Source organism: Streptomyces sp. NPDC050759 (genome assembly GCF_044456945.1).
GTDB lineage: Bacteria > Actinomycetota > Actinomycetes > Streptomycetales > Streptomycetaceae > Streptomyces.
Genome location: NZ_JBITGI010000004.1, coordinates 200,380 through 218,298 on the forward strand (window position 1 = coordinate 200,380; position 17,919 = coordinate 218,298).

At 72.3% G+C, this 17,919-nt stretch carries 18 protein-coding genes and 1 riboswitch; of the genes, 5 read left to right on the top strand and 13 right to left on the bottom strand.

Translation table 11 applies throughout. From position 1 onward, the window contains the following. Window positions 1–129: 129 nt before the first annotated feature. Window positions 130–2,697, top strand: coding sequence for a CHAT domain-containing protein (locus ACIBJB_RS14420; RefSeq protein ID WP_398930992.1), 2,568 nt, complete (start codon window positions 130–132; stop codon window positions 2,695–2,697). An 84-nt stretch (window positions 2,698–2,781) separates the two neighbouring features. Here ACIBJB_RS14420 and ACIBJB_RS14425 read toward each other — a convergent pair whose 3' ends face one another. After that, window positions 2,782–5,064 (bottom strand): LuxR C-terminal-related transcriptional regulator, encoded by a 2,283-nt coding sequence (locus ACIBJB_RS14425; protein ID WP_398930201.1) that lies wholly within the window; start codon window positions 5,062–5,064, stop codon window positions 2,782–2,784. A gap of 98 nt (window positions 5,065–5,162) precedes the next feature. Here ACIBJB_RS14425 and ACIBJB_RS14430 point away from each other — a divergent pair, with 98 nt between their 5' ends. Together ACIBJB_RS14430 and ACIBJB_RS14435 are read left to right on the top strand one after the other, a co-directional pair. After that, window positions 5,163–6,248: a M12 family metallopeptidase gene (locus ACIBJB_RS14430; RefSeq protein WP_398930203.1), complete on the top strand. Its 1,086-nt coding sequence runs from the start codon at window positions 5,163–5,165 to the stop codon at window positions 6,246–6,248. Window positions 6,249–6,387: 139 nt separating this feature from the next. Beyond that, complete coding sequence (locus ACIBJB_RS14435; RefSeq protein WP_398930205.1) at window positions 6,388–6,900, top strand: AAA family ATPase; 513 nt, start codon at window positions 6,388–6,390, stop codon at window positions 6,898–6,900. Here ACIBJB_RS14435 and ACIBJB_RS14440 read toward each other — a convergent pair. Together ACIBJB_RS14440 and ACIBJB_RS14445 are read right to left on the bottom strand one after the other, a co-directional pair. Next, on the bottom strand, window positions 6,881–7,324 hold the full coding sequence (locus tag ACIBJB_RS14440) for a GNAT family N-acetyltransferase (protein ID WP_398930207.1): 444 nt from the start codon (window positions 7,322–7,324) through the stop codon (window positions 6,881–6,883). The genes ACIBJB_RS14435 and ACIBJB_RS14440 overlap by 20 nt on opposite strands. Before the next feature lie 8 nt (window positions 7,325–7,332). Beyond that, window positions 7,333–8,310 carry a helix-turn-helix transcriptional regulator gene (locus tag ACIBJB_RS14445; protein ID WP_398930209.1) on the bottom strand — a complete coding sequence of 326 codons (978 nt, stop codon included), beginning with the start codon at window positions 8,308–8,310 and terminating at the stop codon, window positions 7,333–7,335. Window positions 8,311–8,436: 126 nt separating this feature from the next. Here ACIBJB_RS14445 and ACIBJB_RS14450 point away from each other — a divergent pair, with 126 nt between their 5' ends. Next, window positions 8,437–8,805 carry a hypothetical protein gene (locus ACIBJB_RS14450; protein WP_398930211.1) on the top strand — a complete coding sequence of 123 codons (369 nt, stop codon included), beginning with the start codon at window positions 8,437–8,439 and terminating at the stop codon, window positions 8,803–8,805. Window positions 8,806–8,812: 7 nt separating this feature from the next. On the opposite strand, the gene ACIBJB_RS14455 is transcribed toward ACIBJB_RS14450, so the two are convergent. The 10 genes from ACIBJB_RS14455 to ACIBJB_RS14500 form a co-directional block, all read right to left on the bottom strand. After that, complete coding sequence (locus ACIBJB_RS14455; RefSeq protein WP_398930213.1) at window positions 8,813–10,189, bottom strand: NtaA/DmoA family FMN-dependent monooxygenase; 1,377 nt, start codon at window positions 10,187–10,189, stop codon at window positions 8,813–8,815. Between the two features lie 35 nt (window positions 10,190–10,224). Continuing rightward, entirely contained in the window at window positions 10,225–11,421 is a 1,197-nt protein-coding gene (locus ACIBJB_RS14460; protein ID WP_398930215.1) for an LLM class flavin-dependent oxidoreductase, read from the bottom strand. Window positions 11,422–11,501: 80 nt separating this feature from the next. Further along, window positions 11,502–11,648, bottom strand: coding sequence for a putative leader peptide (locus tag ACIBJB_RS14465; protein WP_398930217.1), 147 nt, complete (start codon window positions 11,646–11,648; stop codon window positions 11,502–11,504). Next, window positions 11,594–12,400 (bottom strand): GNAT family N-acetyltransferase, encoded by an 807-nt coding sequence (locus tag ACIBJB_RS14470; protein WP_398930219.1) that lies wholly within the window; start codon window positions 12,398–12,400, stop codon window positions 11,594–11,596. The genes ACIBJB_RS14465 and ACIBJB_RS14470 overlap by 55 nt, the downstream gene beginning before the upstream one ends. Before the next feature lie 40 nt (window positions 12,401–12,440). Next, window positions 12,441–13,463, bottom strand: a complete 1,023-nt coding sequence (locus tag ACIBJB_RS14475; protein ID WP_398930221.1) for a transporter substrate-binding domain-containing protein — start codon at window positions 13,461–13,463, stop codon at window positions 12,441–12,443. Window positions 13,464–13,510: 47 nt separating this feature from the next. Next, on the bottom strand, window positions 13,511–14,278 hold the full coding sequence (locus ACIBJB_RS14480; protein ID WP_398930223.1) for an amino acid ABC transporter ATP-binding protein: 768 nt from the start codon (window positions 14,276–14,278) through the stop codon (window positions 13,511–13,513). Further along, window positions 14,275–15,258 (bottom strand): amino acid ABC transporter permease, encoded by a 984-nt coding sequence (locus tag ACIBJB_RS14485; protein WP_398930225.1) that lies wholly within the window; start codon window positions 15,256–15,258, stop codon window positions 14,275–14,277. The genes ACIBJB_RS14480 and ACIBJB_RS14485 overlap by 4 nt, the downstream gene beginning before the upstream one ends. A gap of 336 nt (window positions 15,259–15,594) precedes the next feature. After that, window positions 15,595–15,704: riboswitch (SAM riboswitch) on the bottom strand. A 65-nt stretch (window positions 15,705–15,769) separates the two neighbouring features. Further along, complete coding sequence (locus ACIBJB_RS14490; protein WP_398930227.1) at window positions 15,770–16,633, bottom strand: glutathione S-transferase family protein; 864 nt, start codon at window positions 16,631–16,633, stop codon at window positions 15,770–15,772. A gap of 161 nt (window positions 16,634–16,794) precedes the next feature. Continuing rightward, window positions 16,795–16,908: a putative leader peptide gene (locus ACIBJB_RS14495; protein WP_398930229.1), complete on the bottom strand. Its 114-nt coding sequence runs from the start codon at window positions 16,906–16,908 to the stop codon at window positions 16,795–16,797. Window positions 16,909–17,018: 110 nt separating this feature from the next. Further along, on the bottom strand, window positions 17,019–17,225 hold the full coding sequence (locus tag ACIBJB_RS14500; protein ID WP_398930232.1) for a hypothetical protein: 207 nt from the start codon (window positions 17,223–17,225) through the stop codon (window positions 17,019–17,021). A gap of 3 nt (window positions 17,226–17,228) precedes the next feature. On the opposite strand from ACIBJB_RS14500, the gene ACIBJB_RS14505 reads away from it, so the two are divergent. Next, window positions 17,229–17,828 carry an acyltransferase gene (locus ACIBJB_RS14505; RefSeq protein WP_398930234.1) on the top strand — a complete coding sequence of 200 codons (600 nt, stop codon included), beginning with the start codon at window positions 17,229–17,231 and terminating at the stop codon, window positions 17,826–17,828. Window positions 17,829–17,919 lie beyond the last annotated feature (91 nt).

Here is a 17,919-nt window from a genome sequence, read left to right on the forward strand (position 1 = left end):
GCGGCGGTCGTCAGTCAGAGCCGCGGGGCCGGTGATTGATACAGCGCCAAACCGGTGTGGCCTGCCACCTGGGCCACTACCATCCATGGAGTGACAGCGGGAAGCGACTCGGTTCTCGAATTGCTGCCGATGGTGTTCGCCGCGCCCAACCAGGCGCTGGCGAGGGCAGAGGAAGTACTCGGCTCGGATCCCTCACCGCTGCACGCCTCCGTCGCCCATCAGGTGATCGGTATCTGGCAGCGGGACTGGGGCGACCTGCGGATCGCCCTGGACCATCTGCGCCGGGCCCGCGATCTCGCGGCGCGCGCGGAGTCGACCGACCGGGAGGCGGACGTGCTGGCCGCGCTCGGAGTGGCGCTGGTCCACGCGGGCCGGACCCGGCAGGGTCTGGCGGCGCTGGAGCGGGGGGTCGAGGTCGGCAGCGGGCACACGCGCGCGCGTGTGCTGTTCCGGCGTGCCTACGCGTCCTGGGTCCTCGGGCATCACCGGGCGGCGCTGGAGGACGTACGGCGGGCGGTTCCGGTGCTGCGGCAGGCCGACGACGTGATCTGGACGGCGCGGGCGCTGACCCTGCGGGCCACCGTGCATCTGGCGCTCGGGGCGGTGGAGCGGGCGGACGCCGACTTCACGGCGGCGGAGGCGCTGTGGGACACCACGGGCCAGGAGCACGACAAGGCCGACGCGGTGGAGAGCCGGGGCCTTGCCGCGTACCGGTCGGGGAACATACCCGCCGCGCTGCGGCTGCTCGACGAGGCGCAGGAGCGGTACGCCAAGCTCGGCACGCCGATGTTCATGCTCAACATCAGGCGCTGCGAGGTCCTGATGGCGGCGGGACTCGCCCCGGAGGCGCTAGCGGAGGCGGACGCGGCGATCGGGGTGCTGGACGGGATCGGCGGACAGTCCACCCGCAAGGCGGAACTGCTGCTCGCCGCGGCGCGGGCGGCCCGGCTCGCGGGTGACGCCCACACCGCGATCGCGCGCGCCGACATGGCCGTACGACTGTTCGCGGGGCAGCGGCGCACCTGGTGGGAGACGCATGCGCGGCTGGTGTTGATCGAGGCGCGGGTCGCCGCCGGGCGCGGCTCGGGCCGGCTGGTCGCGGACGCGGCCGCGGTCGCCGACCGGCTGGCCTCCTTCGGCGCGCCGGCCGCTCCGGAGGCCTCGCTGCTCGCGGGCCGGATCGCGATCGGCCTGGGGTGGCGGGAGGACGCCCAGCGGCATCTGGAGGTGGCGGCCCGCAGCCGGCGCAGCGGGCCGCCGCTGGCGCGGATGACGGGGTGGGCGGCGCAGGCGCTGTGGGCGCGGGCCGTGGGCTCCGACCGGCGGGTGCTCGAGGCCTGTCGCCGGGGTCTGGACGTGCTCGACGCCCACCGTACGACGCTCGGCGCCTCCGAACTCCGGGCGCGGGCCACCGCTCAGGGCGCTGAGCTGGCCGGGCTCGCCGCGCGGGCCTCGCTCGCCTCGGGCGGGCCGCGGCGGCTGCTGGTGTGGAGCGAGCGCTGGCGGGCCACGGTGTTGTCCGCGCCGCCGACCCGCCCGCCGGCCGATCCCGAACTGCTCAGTGGCCTGACCGCGTTCCGGGAGATCGCGGCCCGGGCGGAGGCGGCCCGGATGGAGGGCCGGCCGGTGCCGACGCTGGAGCGTGAACAGCGGCGCCTGGAACGGGAGATCCGCTCCCGGACCCTGCACATGCGGGGAGACGCGCCCGGTGACGGCTACCGGTTCGACCCGCGCAGGTTGCTGGAACGGCTCGGTGACGACGTACGGCTGGTCGAACTGGCCGTGCTCGACGGGCGGGTTCAGGTGCTGCTGTGCGCGCAGGGGCGGGTACGGCGGTTCGAGGGCGGGTTGCTCGCCGACGCGGAGCGCGAGGCGGAGCACGTCCAGGCGGGGCTCAGGCGGCTGGCCCATCCGGGAGCGGAGGCGCGGCTTGCGGTGGTGGCGGCGGCCGGGCGACGGCTGGAGGAGCTGCTGCTCGGGCCGGCCGCGGCGCAGCTCGGCTCCGGACCGGTCGTGGTGGTGCCGCCGGGGCGGCTGCACCGGGTGCCGTGGGCGCTGCTGCCCTCGCTGCGGGAACGGGTGTTCAGCGTGTCGCCGTCGGCGAGCAGCTGGCTGCGGGCCAGGGAGACCGTGCCGCCCCCGGGCGGGCGTCAGGTGCTCGTTCGCGGGCCGGGCCTCGCGACCGGCGGCGCCGAGGTGCCCGAACTGGCCGGGCGCCACGGCTCCGCGACCGTCCTGGAATACGACGACGCGCGCGTGCCGCGGGTGTTGAAGGAACTGGACGGGGCGGCGCTGGCGCATATCGCCGCGCACGGCACGTTCCGGGCGGACAGCCCGCTGTTCTCGTCGTTGGGGATGGCCGACGGGCCGCTCATCGTGCACGACTTCGAGCGCCTGGAGCGCAGCCCGTACCGGATCATCCTGTCCTGCTGCGACACCGCCCGGTTCGCCTCGGTGGGCGCGGACGAGCTGCTCGGACTGGTCACCGCGCTGCTGCCGCTGGGCACGGCGGGAGTGGTGGCGTGCAGTGCGCCGGTCAACGACGAGGCGGTGGTGCCGTTGATGCTCACGCTGCACAAGGGGCTCGGTGCGGGGGCGTCGATGGCGGAGGCGTTGCGCGACGCGCGGGCCTCGCTGCCGGGCGACTCGGTGCATCAGGCGACGGGGTGGGCGTTCTCGGCGTTCGGGGCGGCGTGATGCCCCAGGGGTGCGTGAGGTGTGGGGCGGCCTGACCCCTCCCCCGAATACTGGGGGTCAGACCGCCCCGGTCCGGGGTGCGGCTCAGGCCGGCTGTGCCTCCGGCAGCTCGACCAGGCACGGCAGCGCGTCGCGGTCGCTCGCACCGAGGCGGGCGTACGCGCCGTAGAGGTGGTTGCCGACCGTGCGGATCGACAGGGTGAGCTTCTCCGCGATCTGGCGGTTGCTCAGGCCGGCGGCCGCGAGGGTGACGATCTGCCGCTGACGGGCGGTGAGTTCACCGAGGACCAGGCCGGACAGGGCCGGGGTGCGGGCGCCCTGGCAGCGCCGGGCCAGGGCGACGGCCCGGGTGCGTGAGGTGCGGGCGGCACTGGGGTCGCGGTGCGCTCGTACGGCCTGGGCGTACGCCTCGGCGGCGAAGAGCAGGAAACCGCGCTCCTCCAGCGCCTGTGCCGCCCGGTCGAGGGCAGGACCGTCGTCGTGGGCGAGCGCCTCGGCGTGTTCGGCGAAGACACCGGTCAGCCGGCCGACGGCCCGCTCGGGCGCGCCGAGCCGGACGGCGTCGTACGGATCCTCGCCTGCTGTGCCGAGCGCCGCGCCGAGATCACCGCGGGCGGCGGCCCACCAGGTGACCGCCGAACCCCCCGCGACCTCCCGCGAGTCGGCTGCGCCGCTTGACCCGGTTGGGGTGGCGGTGAGTCGGGGGGTGCTGGAGTCGCCGAGGGCCGCGGGAGGTTGGAGGGAGCCGGAGTCGACGACGGGCGCGGGCGGCTGGACGGGGCCCGAGCCGATGACAGGCGCAGGCGACTGGACGGAGCCCAAGCCGACCACGGGCGCGGACGACCGGACCGAACCGGAGTCGACAACAGGCACAGGCGACTGGACGGAGCCCAAGCCGACCACGGGCGCGGACGACCGGACCGAACCGGAGCCGACGACAGGCGCAGGCGGCTCGACGGAGCCCAAGCCGACGACAGGCGCAGGCGGCTCGACGGAGCCAGTGAGTCCGCTGTCAGCGGGTCGGTACCGGGAATCGGCGGATTCCGGTGCCGGGGACCCGGCCGGGACGACGGCGGGACCGTCGTGGTCGGACCAGGTCGAGGGCAGCTCAGGGGATCGGTCGGCGCCCGAGGCGGCCGCAGGTGCCGCGAGCTCCGGGTGGCCCGACTGTGCCGCGGCCAGGGCGAGTTCGAGACGGCAGGCCGGGTCATCGGCAGCGGCCCGCAGTCCCTCCCTCGCCCAGGCCGCGGCCTCCCGCAGTTCCCCCCGCAGGCGTGCGAACCGTGCCCGTACCGCGGCGTGCCGGGCCGGTACGCCCACGCCCTCGTCCCGGAGCCACTCCCCCACCGGCGCGGAGACGGCCCGTACGTCCCTCTCGCCGATCGCCCGGGCCAGCGCGGCCGTCTCGGTCTCCAGGGCCGCCGCGCGGTCGGCCGGAGTCCGGGCCAGGCGCAGCGTCTTCAGGCGTCCGGCGGCGGCTCGCAGCACCGGGGCGTGGAGCGGGTGGACGAGACGGGCGGTGCCCTGCTCGTCGACGTGGACCAGACCGTCGGTCTCCAGGCGTTCCAGGGCGTCCAGGTCGAGGGTGCCGGCGTCCACGGGGAGCGGCTCGCCGAAGGCCAGGCGGTCCAGGGTCTCGCGCTCGCCGGGACCCGTGCGGTCGAGGAGGTGCGCGGTGCGCTCGCGCACGGTCGCGGTGACCGGCACCGGGCCGCGCCACTCCCATTCGGTCGAGTCCGGGGCCCTCTCCAGCAACCCCTGCTCGCGCACCGCGTCCACCAGCTCGCGCAGCAGTCGCAGGTCGCCCCGGCACATGCGGTACAGCCGGTTGACGGTGAGGGCTTCGAGGCCGCCGGCGCCGGACGTGAGCAGTTGCGCGGTCTCCTCGCGGGGCAACGGCTCCAGGGCGAGGCGCGGCAGGAGCTCTCCGGTCCACAGGCGGGAGATCGCGCCCGGCGTGCGGGCGCCCTCCGTGGCGACGACCAGGAGACGGGTGCGGCCGTGCACGGCGAGCTGGTGGATCAGGGCCGCCGAGGCGTCGTCCAGCAGATGGGCGTCGTCGACGAGCAACAGCCGTACGCCTGACAGAAGGTGGACCGCGCGGTGCAGGGACGCGGTCTCCGGAACGAGGTGTGCGAAGGCGGCGAACGGGAGCCCGCGGGTCTCGGGCGTGCCGGCCACCCTGGCACAGTCGGTGCCGTGCACGGCCTCCGTGACGAGCCGGGTCTTGCCCCGGCCCGCGGGACCGGTGACCACGATGCCGTGCCGCCCCCCGGCGACGGACCTGCGGACCAGCTCGAGTTCGTCCTCCCGCCCGGTGAACGGCCAGGGCAGCTCCAGGGTCTTCGCGTCCCGTGCGTAAGTCATCACGGAAGCAAGAGCACCGCTACTCAGTCCTGATACAGGGGGACTTGAGTAGCCCCCGACTCAGGCGTCCCGGGACGCCGCACGGCACGCTGAACCCCATGACCGCACGCTACTGCTCACTCGCGCAGCAGTCGGCTCCGGCGTTCGCCCCGGGGCTGGCCGCCGAGCGGCTGAGCGCGCTCATCGGCGGCAGCCGGATGTGGGTCAACAGCACGGTCCTGCACTACTGCTTCTTCGACGGCGACACCGACGGGTCGGTCATTCCGGTTCCGGGGACGGGGCAGTCCCGTCGGGTGTCGTGGGTCGGCGCCAAGGAGCAGCGGGATGTGGTGCGCGAGTGCTTCCAGGAGTGGCAGGACCTCGGGATCGGCGTCACGGTCACCGAGGTCGGCGACCGCTCGGAGGCCGAACTGCGCATCGGGTTCCAGCTCGGCGACGGCTCCTGGTCGACCGTGGGCAAGGACGCGCTCCAGGTCGGCGTGAACGAACGCACCATGAACTTCGGCTGGGACCTGACCGCGCCCGGGGAGCGCGGGACGGCCCTGCACGAGATCGGGCACGCGCTCGGCATGCTGCACGAGCACCAGAGTCCGTTCGCCGGGATCCACTGGGACGACGAGGCCGTCTACGCCGATCTGGCGGGCCCGCCGAACTTCTGGAGCCGGGACCGGACGTTCTTCAACATCCTGCGCAAGCTCGACCCGGACGAGGTGAACGGCTCCGTCTGGGACCCGCAGTCGATCATGGAGTACGCCTTCGAGGCGGGGCTGATCCTGGAGCCGGAGCAGTTCCGTGCGGGCCTCGACCCGCCCGGCACCCTGTCGGCCGCCGACAAGGAGTACGTCCTGCGCTGGTATCCGCCGACCGAGCAGGTCCGGCCGCCGGCGCTGGTGCCCTTCCGGTCCGCGCCGCTCGGGCTCGGACCGGGTGAGCAGGCCGACTTCACCGTGGAACCGCCGGAGACCCGCGAGTACACCGTGGGCACCTTCGGCGACAGCGACACCGTCGTCGTGGTCTTCGAGGAGCGGGACGGGGAACCCCGCTATCTCACCGGCCGGGACGACGGAGGCACTCCGCGCAACGCCACGATCAGGGCCCGTCTCGTGAAGGGCCGCCGCTACTTCGTCCGTGTGCGCCTGTACTCCGCGTGGGGTTCGGGGGAAACCGCGGTCATGTGCTGGTGACAGCACAGACGGGCCGCACGGGCGAGGCTGGACCGCTGTCCGGCGCCGGGGGAATGGCCGGCGCACGTCACCTTCGGGGGAGGGAGACGTGCGCCGGCCACCGGCGTTCAGCGGGAGTTCCGGGTGAAACAGTGGGGGCATGCTGATCGTCATCGGCGGCCTGCCCGCCACCGGCAAGACCACCCTCGCGCGGCTCCTGGCCTCCCGGACGGGCGCGGTCCATCTGCGGGTCGACACCATCGAGCAGGCGGTCGTCCGGTCCGGACTGGCCCGGCATCCCGTGGGGCCGGTGGGCTATGTCGTGGGGTACGCCCTCGCCGAGGAACAGCTGCGGCAGGGGCTCACGGTGATCGCGGAGTCCGTCAACCCGCTGGCGATCACGCGCGATGCCTGGTGCGGCGCCGCGACGCGGGCCGGGGTGCCCGTGGTCGAGGTGGAGGTCGTCTGCTCCGATCCGGACGAGCACCGGCGCCGCGTGGACTCGCGCGCGGTGGACATCCCCGACCTGCCGCTGCCCACCTGGCAGCAGATCGTCGACCGGGAGTACGAGCCGTGGCATCGGGACCGCCTCGTGGTCGACACCGCGGGACAGGAGCCCGAGGACTCGCTGGGCCCGCTGCTCGAGGCGATCCTCACCGCAGGTCCCGGGTGAAGACGACACGGGGGCGGCCGGGGCCGTCGTAGTCCTCCACCACCCGGTCGTCGAAGCCGAGGCTGCGGTGGAAGGCGATCGAGCCCTCGTTGGTGACCGAGGTGATCGCCTTGAGGCGGACCGCTCCCTGCCCGCGGGCGGCCTCGGTGAACGCCTCGTAGAGGGTACGGCCGAGGCCGGTGCCGCGGGTGTCGTCGCGGGTGGCGATCAGATGGACGTAGCCGGTGTGGTCGGGGGTGACGAACCCGAAGAGGTAGCCGCGGATGCCGTCCTCGGCCCGTGCGACCAGACAGGTGGCGCCGAACTCCCGCACCAGCGCCGTGAGATGGAGCGCGCGCAGGTCGCGCTCGCCCCAGTAGCGGGCGTGGTCCGCCAGGACCTGGTGGAGGTCGCTGACCTCGGCGAGGTCGATTCGGACGGCCATGGCGTCGATCATGGCATGGCGTCGGACGCGTCCGGGTAACGGGCGGCCGTGCGGCGCGCGGTCTCCGCCAACTCCCTGCGGACGTCGGCCGGCTCGAGGACCTCGGCGTCGGGACCGAAGCCGAGCAGACGGCGGCAGGCGGTGCGCCGGTCGTCGAAGTGGAGGATGAGGCGGTACCGGCCGGGTTCCCCGGGATCGGGGATCGCCCGTGCCGCCGACTCCGTGTCGCCGAGTACCTGCGGCAGTGCGGCGAGCCCTGCCGCAGACAGGCTTACCGTGACCGGGAGTTGGTCCAGGCTCGCCTCGAACTCGGCCGTCCAGCGCGCCCAATGGGCCGGCAGGTCGAAGTCGGCGGGGCGGGCGAAGGTCTCGGGCAGGAGTTCCGCCTCCACGATTCTCGACGCCCGGTGCGCGCGGATGCCCCGGTCGGACCGCACGACGAGGTACCAGACGCCCGCCTTCGCGACCAGACCCAGCGGGTCCACGTCGGACCGGGCATCGCGCTGCCCGTGCCGCAGACGCAGCCGCCTGTCCCGTCGTACGGCATCGACCAGCACGGCGAGGTGCGCGACCGGTTCCGGTGGCCTGAACCAGGCCTGGGTGTCGATGTGGAAGCGGCTCGCCGTCAGGCTCACCTGCTCGCGGCCCGCCGCCGGCAGGGCGGACAGCAGTTTCAGGCGCGCCTGGGCCAGCGCGTCGCCCAGCGCGATCCGTTCCAGCGGGCCGCCCCCGGACGCCACCGCCAGCAGGGCCGTCGCCTCCTCCGCGCTGATACCGAGCAACGGACTGCGCCAGCCCTCCATGAGACGGCAGCCGCCGCCGGGGCCGCCGCTCGCCACCACCGGTACGCCCGCCGCGCTCAGCGCCTCCAGGTCCCGGTAGACGGTACGGACCGAGACCTCCAGCTCCGCCGCGAGGTGACGGGCCGTCATCTGCCCACGGGACTGGAGGCAGAGCAGGAGGGACAGCAGCCGGTCCGCACGCATCGGGCGATCACCTCGTCGACGTATGACTGACGGCCGTATCACTGACGGCCGTATCACTGACAAAGGGTGTCAGCCATACGGCCGTAGCGTCATCCGCGAAGCCCCCGATCAGCAGGGAGACAGCACATGATCACCGGATACGTCATCGGCGAGAGCCTTCGGCCCGGCGCGGTGTTCGAGCCGCGCGGACTGCGGTTGCGGAAGGTCAGCAGGGTCGAGATCGGCGGGGCGAGCGACGCGCAACCGCCGGTGTGGACCCTCGTGGAGTGGGAGACCGACGGCGAGGACGTCGGTGCCCTGGCGGAGGCGCTCGCCGAGGTGTTGGAGCCGGAGCTCGGCTGGTACGCCGATTTCATCGCTGGGGACGAGCGCGTGGTCGTCTTCGCGGGGAAGGTCTTCCGCTATCGGCGCGGCGACGAGGCGGGCCGCGCCGAAGCGGTGGCGTACGGGCGGTCGGTGGGGACGCCCGGGCATCAGCTCGACTGGGAGGAGTGACCTCGCTTCACGACGCGACCCGCTGCTCGTCCTGGACGTCGTCCGGGTGGGCGAGGCCGAGGTGGTGGCGGAGGGTCGGACCCTCGTACTCGGTGCGGAAGACGCCCTGTTCCTGGAGGAGCGGGACGACCTTGTCGGCGAAGGCGTCGAGGCCGGTCGGGGTGATGTGCGGGACGAGGATGAAGCCGTCGCTCGCGTCGGCCTGCACAAACTCGTTGATCGTGCGGGCGATCGTCTCCGGCGAGCCGACGAAGTTCTGCCGGTTGCCGGTGTTGATGACCAGGTCGCGGATGGACCAGTTGTTGGCGGCGGCCAGTTCGCGCCATTCGCGGGCGGTGGCCAGCGGGTCCCGGTACATGCGGACCTGCGCACGCCCCTTGGAGATGTGGTTGTCGCTGACATCCGGGTCGATGTCGGGGAGCGGTCCTTCGGGGTCGTACGACGACAGGTCCCGGTTCCAGACGAACTCCAGGTGCTTCAGCGCGGTGGCGCCGCTGACCTGCTGGCGTCGGACGGTCCGCGCCAGTTCCTCGGCCTCGGCGTCGGTGTCCGCGAGGGCGAAGGAGGCGGCGGGCAGAATCAGCAACTGGTCGTGACGGCGGCCGTACTTGGCGAGGCGGTTCTTGACGTCGGTGTAGAAGGCCTGGCCCTCCTTGAGGGTGGCGTACCGGCTGAAGATCGCGTCGGCGGAGGAGGCTGCGAACTCGCGGCCCTCCTCGGAGTCGCCGGCCTGGAAGATGACCGGGCGGCCCTGCGGGGAGCGGGGGACGTTGAACTGGCCGTGGATGTCGAAGTGCTGACCGGTGTGCACGAAGGAGCCGGCCTTCGCGTCCCGCAGGAACACGCCCGACTCCTGGTCGGCGAGGATCTCGTCGCCGTGCCAGGAGTCGAAGAGCTCCTGGGTGGTGGCGAGGAACTCCCTGGCGCGGGAGTAGCGCTCCTCCTGGGGCAGGAAGCCGCCGCGGCGGAAGTTCTCGCCGGTGAAGGCGTCCCAGGAGGTGACGACGTTCCACGCGGAGCGGCCGCCGGAGAGGTGGTCGAGGCTGGCGAACTGGCGGGCCACCTCGTAGGGCTCGTTGAACGTGGAGTTGATGGTGCCGGTCAGGCCGAGGTGCTCGGTGACGGCGGCCAGCGCGGCGAGGACGGTGAAGGTGTCGGGGCGGCCGACGACGTCCAAGTCGTAGATCTTCCCGCCCTGTTCCCGCAGACGCAGGCCCTCGGCGAGGAACAGGAAGTCGAACTTGGCGCGTTCGGCGGTCTTCGCGAAGTGCGCGAAGGAGCTGAACTCGATATGGCTGCCGGCCTCGGGGTCGCTCCACACGGTGGTGTTGTTGACGCCCGGGAAATGCGCGGCCAGGTGGATCTGCTTCAGCGGCTTGCTCATGATGTGCGGTCCTTCCGGCTCAAAGGCTCAAAGGCTCAGGCGGCGGCGTAGCGGTTGGCGGGGCGGTCGAGGCCCAGCAGGCCACGCAGGCTGTCGGCCTCGTAGTCGGTGCGGAAGGCGCCCCTGCGCTGGAGTTCGGGGACCAGACCGCGGGTGATCGCCGGGAGATCGTGGCCGAGGACGGCGGGCCGCAGCCGGAAGCCGGTGAGGCCGGTTGCCTGGAACTCCCCGAGGAGGTCCGCGAGTTGGGAGGGTGTGCCGGTGAAGATGCGGGCGTCGCTCTGGTACGGCTCTCCCGCGAGCGTGTCGAGACGGTCCCGGCGGGCGGCGGCCTCGGCGGGGTCGTCGTCGAGGAAGACGACCAAGTCACCGAAGACATGGAGGAGTTCGTCGCTCCGTCCGGCGGTCTCCTGCTCGGCGCGGATCTCGGCGACGATCGCGCGGGCCTGGCCGGTGTCGTGCGGGGTGACATAGCCGACGTCGGCCTGGCGGGCGATGAGCCGGTAGGGGACGGTCTGGTGCCCGAGGGCGGTGACGAGCGGTTGACCCTGCGGCGGTCGGGGCGTGATGGAGGGGCCCTTGACGCTGAAGTGCTTTCCCTCGAAGTCGATGTAGTGCAGCTTGTCCCGGTCGATGAAGCGGCCGGTGGCGGCGTCGCGGATCTCGGCGTCGTCCTCCCAGCTGTCCCAGAGCCGGCGCACGGCCTCCACGTAGTCGGCGGCCTCGTCGAAGAGGTCGGTCACCACCGGGCTGTCGTATCCCTCGATCGGGGGGATCGTACGGCGGCCGAAGTGCGCTGCCTCGCCCGGGCGCGCGGTGATCTGGACGCGCAGGCCTGCCCGGCCGGTGCTGACGTAGTCGAGGGTCGCGATGGCCTTGGAGAGGTGGAACGGCTCCGTGTGGGTGACCACCGCGGTCGGGACCAGGCCTACGTGCCGGGTGAGCGGCGCGATCCGCGAGGCGATCAGCACGGCGTCGAGCCGGCCGCGGACCTGGTCGGTGCGCTCGTCGGGGTCGAGGAAGTGGGAGGACTGCGGGCCGAGGCCGTCCTCGATGGTGACGAAGTCGAGCAGGCCGCGCTCGGCCTCGACGACCAGGTCGGCCCAGTATCCGGCGGTGAACAGCTCGCGGGGCCGGGCCACCGGCTCGCGCCAGGAGGCGGGGTGCCAGCCGGTGCCGTCCAGAGCGACGGCGAGATGCAGCAAGGAGGGTGACGAAGACGAGGGGGACACAGGTGGGTGCCTTCCTGGGGATCCGTACGGGAGCGCCGGCCCGCGGATGGCAGGGCACGGCGGCTGGGGCGGCTGACGGGTCAGGAACAACAGAGCGCGGTGGACACGCGCAGGAGATCGATGTGAGGCCGGGAGTGGAGGTGGGCGGAGCGGAGTGTGCTGATCACGCCCGTCACCTCCTGCTTCTGGACGCACCACGGCGCCCGGCGGATCTCGTCATCGGCCACAACGCCGTGGCCTCGCGGGATGTTCCCGGACTGCGGACCAGGAGGACGGGCGAACGGCGGCGCAGGGTGAACCCGATCGACTCGTAGAGCCGGATCGCGGTGGTGTTGTCCGCGGCCGCGTGCAGGAACGGGGTGTCGCCGCGCTCCCGGATGCCGGCGGCGACCGCGCGGACCAGCCGGGTGGCCAGGCCCCGGCCCCGGTACGCGGGGTCGGTGCAGACCGCGCTGATCTCGGTCCAGCCGGGCGGGCGGGGCCGCTCGCCGGCCAGGGCGATCAACTGTCCCCGGTCACGGATTCCAAGGTAGGTGCCGAGTTCGATGGTCCGCTTGAGGAAGGGGCCCGGCTTGGTGCGGGCGACCAGGTCCAGGATCTCGGGCACGTCGTCGGGACCCAGCCGTACCGACTCGGGGGCCGGTTCGGCGCGCAGCGCGGTGTCGACGAGCTGGACGCCTACTCCCCCACCGACGACCTCCCAGCCGTCCGGGACCGTGTCAACGGGCTTGATCCGTACGGTGGTTCCGGGGCCGACGAGCGTGAGCAGGTCGGCCCACGCGGCGGGGTCGCCCGGATCGGCGAGGGCGGCGAAGGCGTAGACGTCCGCCGGGTAGCGGGCGGCGCGGCCGACGCGTTCGGCGAGGTGGGCGTGCGGGCCGTCGAGGGCGGCCCACACGGCGTTGTCGAGGACGGAGGTGTCGTGCGCGCGGGGTCTCGAGGAGGCTCCGCCTGCGCGGATGTCGGTCTGCTGGGCCACGGAGGCGGAGTCCTTTCCTACCGGGTTCGCCGAGGACGGGTCAGGAGTTGTCGAGCGGCAGACCGGGCGGGTTGACCTCCGCCTTGGAGACAGCGTCGTGGGAGAGGTTCCACGCGGCGAGCCACTTGGCGTACTGGCCGTTGTCGATCAGGTAGTTGATCGCGTCGGCGAGGGGCTTGGCGAGGCCGCTGCCCTTCTTGGCGGTCGCGGCGATCAGGCCCTGGAGCGATTCGCCGGCACCGGAGTACTGGCCCGCGATGCGGGTCGCGTTGGGCGTGCTCGCGGTCTGGGTGACGTGGTAGGAGGAGTTGGGGCTGGGGCCCAGGTAGGCGTCGATCTTGCCGCTGGCGAGGGCCAGGTAGATGCTCGGGCTGTCCTGGAAGTACTTGATGGTGAGCTTCTTGCCCTCCTTCTTCAGCTTGGCCTGCCACTCCAGCAGGATCCGCTCCTGGTTGGTGCCGGCGCCGACCGAGACGGTCTTGCCCGCGAGGGCCTCGTAGTCGCCGTCGAAGGTCCACTTCGAGGTCTTGAGCGTCTCGAAGGCGAGGTCGTCCTTGCGGTAGGAGGCGAACTCGTACTTCTGCTTGCGCTCCTCGGTGTCGGTGATGTTGGAGAAGCCGACGTTCACCTTGCCGCTGTCGATACCGACGAAGAGGTTCTCCCACGTGAACCGCTTGACCTCGGGTTGCAGACCGAGGACGGCGGCGACCAGGCGGGCCAGGTCGGTCTCGGAGCCGGTGAGTGTCTTCTGGTCGCTGCCCACGAAGCCCAGCGGCGGGGAGCCGGAGGGGAGCGTGCCGGAGCCGATGACGAGCTTGCCGCTCTTCTTGACGGCGGCGGGCAGTTCGGCGCTGATGGACTTCACCTCGGCGACTTTGAGCGCGGTCTCCTTGGCGGCGCCGTTGGACAACCGGCCCACGGTGACCGTGCCGGCGCTGTCGGTCGTCCTGGTGGCGGCGTCGCTGTCACCGCCGCAGGCCGCGAGCCCGCCGGCGAGGCCGGCGACGGCGGTCGCCGCGGTGATGCCGCGGATCAGGCTGCGTCGGGAGGGGTGAACGGGCATGGCTGTCCTTGGGAGTCGGGAGAAACAGGGGTGGGGAGTTAGGGGGTTCAGAGGACCTTGCTCAGGAAGTCCCGGGTCCGCTCGTGCCGCGGCCGGTCGAGGACCTCGGAGGGCGGGCCCTGCTCGACGATGCGTCCGCCGTCGATGAAGACGACCCGGTCGGCGATCTCGCGGGCGAAGCCGATCTCGTGGGTGACGATGACGAGCGTGGTGCCGCTGGTCGCCAAGTCCTTGATGACGGCCAGTACTTCACCGACGAGCTCGGGGTCGAGGGCGGAGGTCGGCTCGTCGAAGAGGATGACGCCCGGGCGCAGGGCGAGGGCGCGGGCGATGGCCACGCGCTGCTGCTGGCCACCCGACAACTGCCGTGGGTAGGCACCGGTCCTGTCGGCCAGGCCGACCCGGCCGAGGAGTTCACGGGCGAGCTCCTTGGCCTCCGTCCTGGTGAGCTTCCCGGTCGCCACCGGGGCGGCGGCCACGTTGTCGAGGACGGTCAGGTGCGGGAAGAGGTTGAAGTTCTGGAAGACGAACCCGATGCGGCTGCGCTGGGTCAGGATGGCGCGTTCGCTGAGCTCCTTCAGCCGGTCGCCCTGCCGGCGGACACCGATCGGTTCGCCGTTGACGCTGACGTGGCCGATCTCCGGCTTCTCCAGGTGGTTGATGACCCTGAGGAGCGTGGACTTCCCGGACCCCGACGGGCCGAGGATGACGGTGACCTCGCCGGGGCGCACGGTCAGGTCGACACCGTCCAGGACCCGGTGGGCGCCGTACCACTTGTGCACACCGTGCACCTCGACGGCTGTCGCGGCGGTCATACGGCGGCCTCCCTGCGCATGCGGGCCCGCAGGTCGGTGAGACCGGCGCGCAGTTTCTGGAGCGGGGTCGGCGGCAGGGAGCGGGTGGCGCCCCGGGCGTAGTACCGCTCGACATAGAACTGAACGACGGACACCGCGCTGGTGAGGATCAGGTACCAGACGGTGGCGACCAGGAGCAGCGGCACGATGTCGCCGGGGTAGGTGGAGCCCATGGACTGCACGGTGCCGAACAGGTCGAGCAGCGAGACGTAGAAGACCAGCGAGGTGCTCTTGACGAGGCCGATGAGCTGGTTGACGTAGTTGGGGGTGATCGAGCGCAATGCCTGCGGGAAGACGATCTTCCGGAACTGGTAGCCCTTGGGCAGCCCGAGTGCCGAGGCCGCTTCGTGCTGGCCCTGGTCGACGGAGAGGATGCCGCCACGGACGACCTCCGCGGCGTAGGCGGCCTCATTGAGGCTGAGGCCGATCACCGCGATGACCATGTCGGTGGCGAGCCGAGACTCGTCGAAGGAGAAGAAGGCCGGCCCGAAGGGGACGCCGACGCTCAGCGTCTTGTACAGGGCGCTGAAGTTGTAGAGGAACAGCAGAAGGACGATCAGGGGAATGGAGCGCAGAGCCCACACATAGGTCCAGCTCACCGCCCGCAGCACCGGGCTCTTCGAGAGCCGGGCCAGGGCGAGCAGAATGCCGCCGAGGAGGCCGAGGACCGCGCTGTAGGCGGTGACTTCCAGGGTGATCACAAGCCCGTCGAGGACGGTCGGCCGCAGGAACCAGTAGCCGAACCGGTCCCACTGGTAGAACGGGTTGGTCACCAGGCCGTGGACGAACTGGGCCATCAGGACCAGGACGACGGCGCTGGCGATCCAGCGGCCCGGTCGCCTCAGCGGCAGAACTCGCTGCGCTGCCAAGGGCTTTGACGGGGTGTCGGGCTGGGGCGGTGCCTCGGTGACGGACACTGCGGCACCTGGGAGTTCACTCATGAGGGGGCTCCGGCGGAGTCGGGTGTCCCCTGGGGCACGGCGAACACGCGTACTACTTCGGCAGTACGGGACGCTCGGGCACCGGGGGCTGGGCGGACGACGGCACACCGCGGGCGCGGTGTTCGTCAGGAACGCGGGGGCTGCGGAGGCGGAGGGTCAGCCTCGACAGCGGGCACGGCCCGGTGCGGTACACAGTGCGCTGTTCACGCGGAGCAGATCGACGGCGCGATCGGCGACGAGAGGGTTCGGGTACGGCCGTACGCAGCCCTGCGGGCGGCGCGTGGCCGTCCTGGGAGCTGCGTACATGGCGTCACCGTCACTGTTCCGGCCCTGTGGGCCTCGCGCTTACCGAAACGTCATCCGGTCCGGTCGTCACCTGGGGCACCCCACCGCGGTGCGAGGGTTGCCGGTCAGCAAGCCAGGGCTTGTCGCTGACGCTCATGACCGTTCTGGGCAGTAGTCAAGACAATGGCTCGAACGTATGTCAACGCCGGTCCACCTGATGGAACGGCTAACGGGTGGCGTGGGCCGCCCAGTCGAGGATCTGGACGGCCGCTCCGGCGGCCTCCAGGCCCTGGCAGTGGGCGTGGTGGCGGCGTTCGATGCCGTCGAGGTCGAGGTGCCTGCCGAAGGCCGGGTGGGCGGCGAGCCGGCGGGCGTAGGCCCAAAGGGTGGGATGGTCGGCGATGCGCTGGACGGCGGCGGCGTCCAGATGGTTGCGGTGCACGGTGTCGAGCTGGACCAGGGCGGCCCACAACTCGACGTCGGCGGCGGTGACTTCGTCGCGGATCAGGTAGGCGCGGCCGACCAGCCAGCGGTCGAGGGCGCCGAGGTTGTCCAGCAGCGTGGTCAGCGCGCTCTCACATTCCGCCGGCTCCTGGCCGGCCGACCCCGCCCGCTGCGCCGCCTCCTCGATCCCGTCCGCGCACATCCGCTCCACGGCCTCGATCTCCGACTCCGCCCCGCACGGGTGGAGGGTCGGACCGCCGGTGGCGAAGCGGCGGGCGAGGTCGCGCATGATGTCCGGGGCGTACGTGCTCACGATCCGTCCGGACCAGTCGTCGCTGAGCACCGGCGCGGTGGCCGGGCCGGGATAGCGGTGGGCGCTGGCGTCGTACAGCGGGCGCAGGGCCGAGTGGCCGCCTCCTGGGCAGTCGGGCACGGCGGGCAGGTAGGTCGCCGGACAGACGGTGCCGAGGCCGAGCAGACTGTGGGTGACGGCGATGCGCAGACCGTTGGGACAGGCGGTCGACAGATGGAGGCGGTAGCGGCCCGGAACGGCGTAGTGGCCGCTGCGCGCGTCCCTGCCGATCCGGCCCCGGAAGGCGGGCGCGTGACGGTCGGTCGGGTGGGCGGCCAGCGGTGTGACGGTCATGACTCTCCCCGGGAGCGGGCGCGGACGTGCGCGCGGCGGAAGCGACGTCGAGCAGGCGGGAATGGGGGGCGGCAGGGCTCTGGGATCAGGGCTCACCCGTGTGCGCCGGGCGGGGTGGCCCGAGGGCCGAGGGGCGCTGTGGGCGCGGGAAGGGCGGCTGCTCAGCCCTGGGGCCGTCCGATCGCGCTGCAGACACGCAGCAGATCGATGTGGCGCCGGGAGGTCAGAAGAGGCGAACGGACCACTCGGACGGTGACCGGTTCAAGGCGCCTCATGTTTCCCTACCTGTTCACTAGGATTCCCTCAGTGAGTGTCGATCCGGCCGGGAACCACGTCAAGAGGGCCGTCCCGCATCGCGGACGCCCCGACGGACCTTTCCGGTGAGTCAGCGGAGATGAGCGGTGTCGACGGTCACGGAGCAGGTGAGGTACTGGGCGCCGGCCACGGTCTGGTGGACGGGATGTTCGGCCACCGTCCGGCGGCAGTCGGCGCCGGTGGGCAGCTTTTCGGAACTCCAGTAGGCCGGCTTGCCGTTGCTCGCGATCCCATTTATCCATTCCTGTCCGTCACTGACACTGCGAGAAGGGTTCAACTCGTGAACTTCAGGATGCAGCCGACCTCCCAGGTCGATGAGACGGCCACCATCGGTGACGGGACGACGGTCTGGGATCTGGCCCAGATCCGGGAGGACGCCCGGCTGGGCAGCGGGTGCATCGTGGGCCGGGGGGCCTATGTCGGCCCGGGGGTGCGGATCGGCGACAACGTGAAGCTCCAGAACTACGCGCTGGTCTATGAACCCGCGGTCCTCGGTGACGGGGTGTTCGTGGGCCCGGCGGCCGTTCTCACCAACGACTGCTTCCCTCGTGCGGTGGACCCGAAGGGCCGGCTGAAGCGCGGCGGCGACTGGGAGGCCGTGGCGGTGGAGGTGGCCGAGGGGGCGTCGCTGGGGGCCCGTTCGGTGTGTGTGGCGCCGGTGCGCGTCGGACGGTGGGCGCTGGTCGCGGCGGGCGCCGTGGTGACCGAGGACGTACCGGACTTCGCGTTGGTGGCCGGCGTTCCCGCGCGCCGGATCGGCTGGGTCGGCCGGGCCGGCGTCCGCCTGGTCGGGCGGGACGGCGAGCCGGGCGGCTGGGTGTGCCCGGAGTCCGGTGCGCTGTACGACGAGAAGGACGGCCACCTCGTCGAGCGCGTATGACGCCTGACGACGGCCTCCGCGGTGGCGGTGCCGCCGATGCAACCCACCGGCCACGGCCGCCTGCGGCTTCCGATAGCGTGGCGCTCGTGAT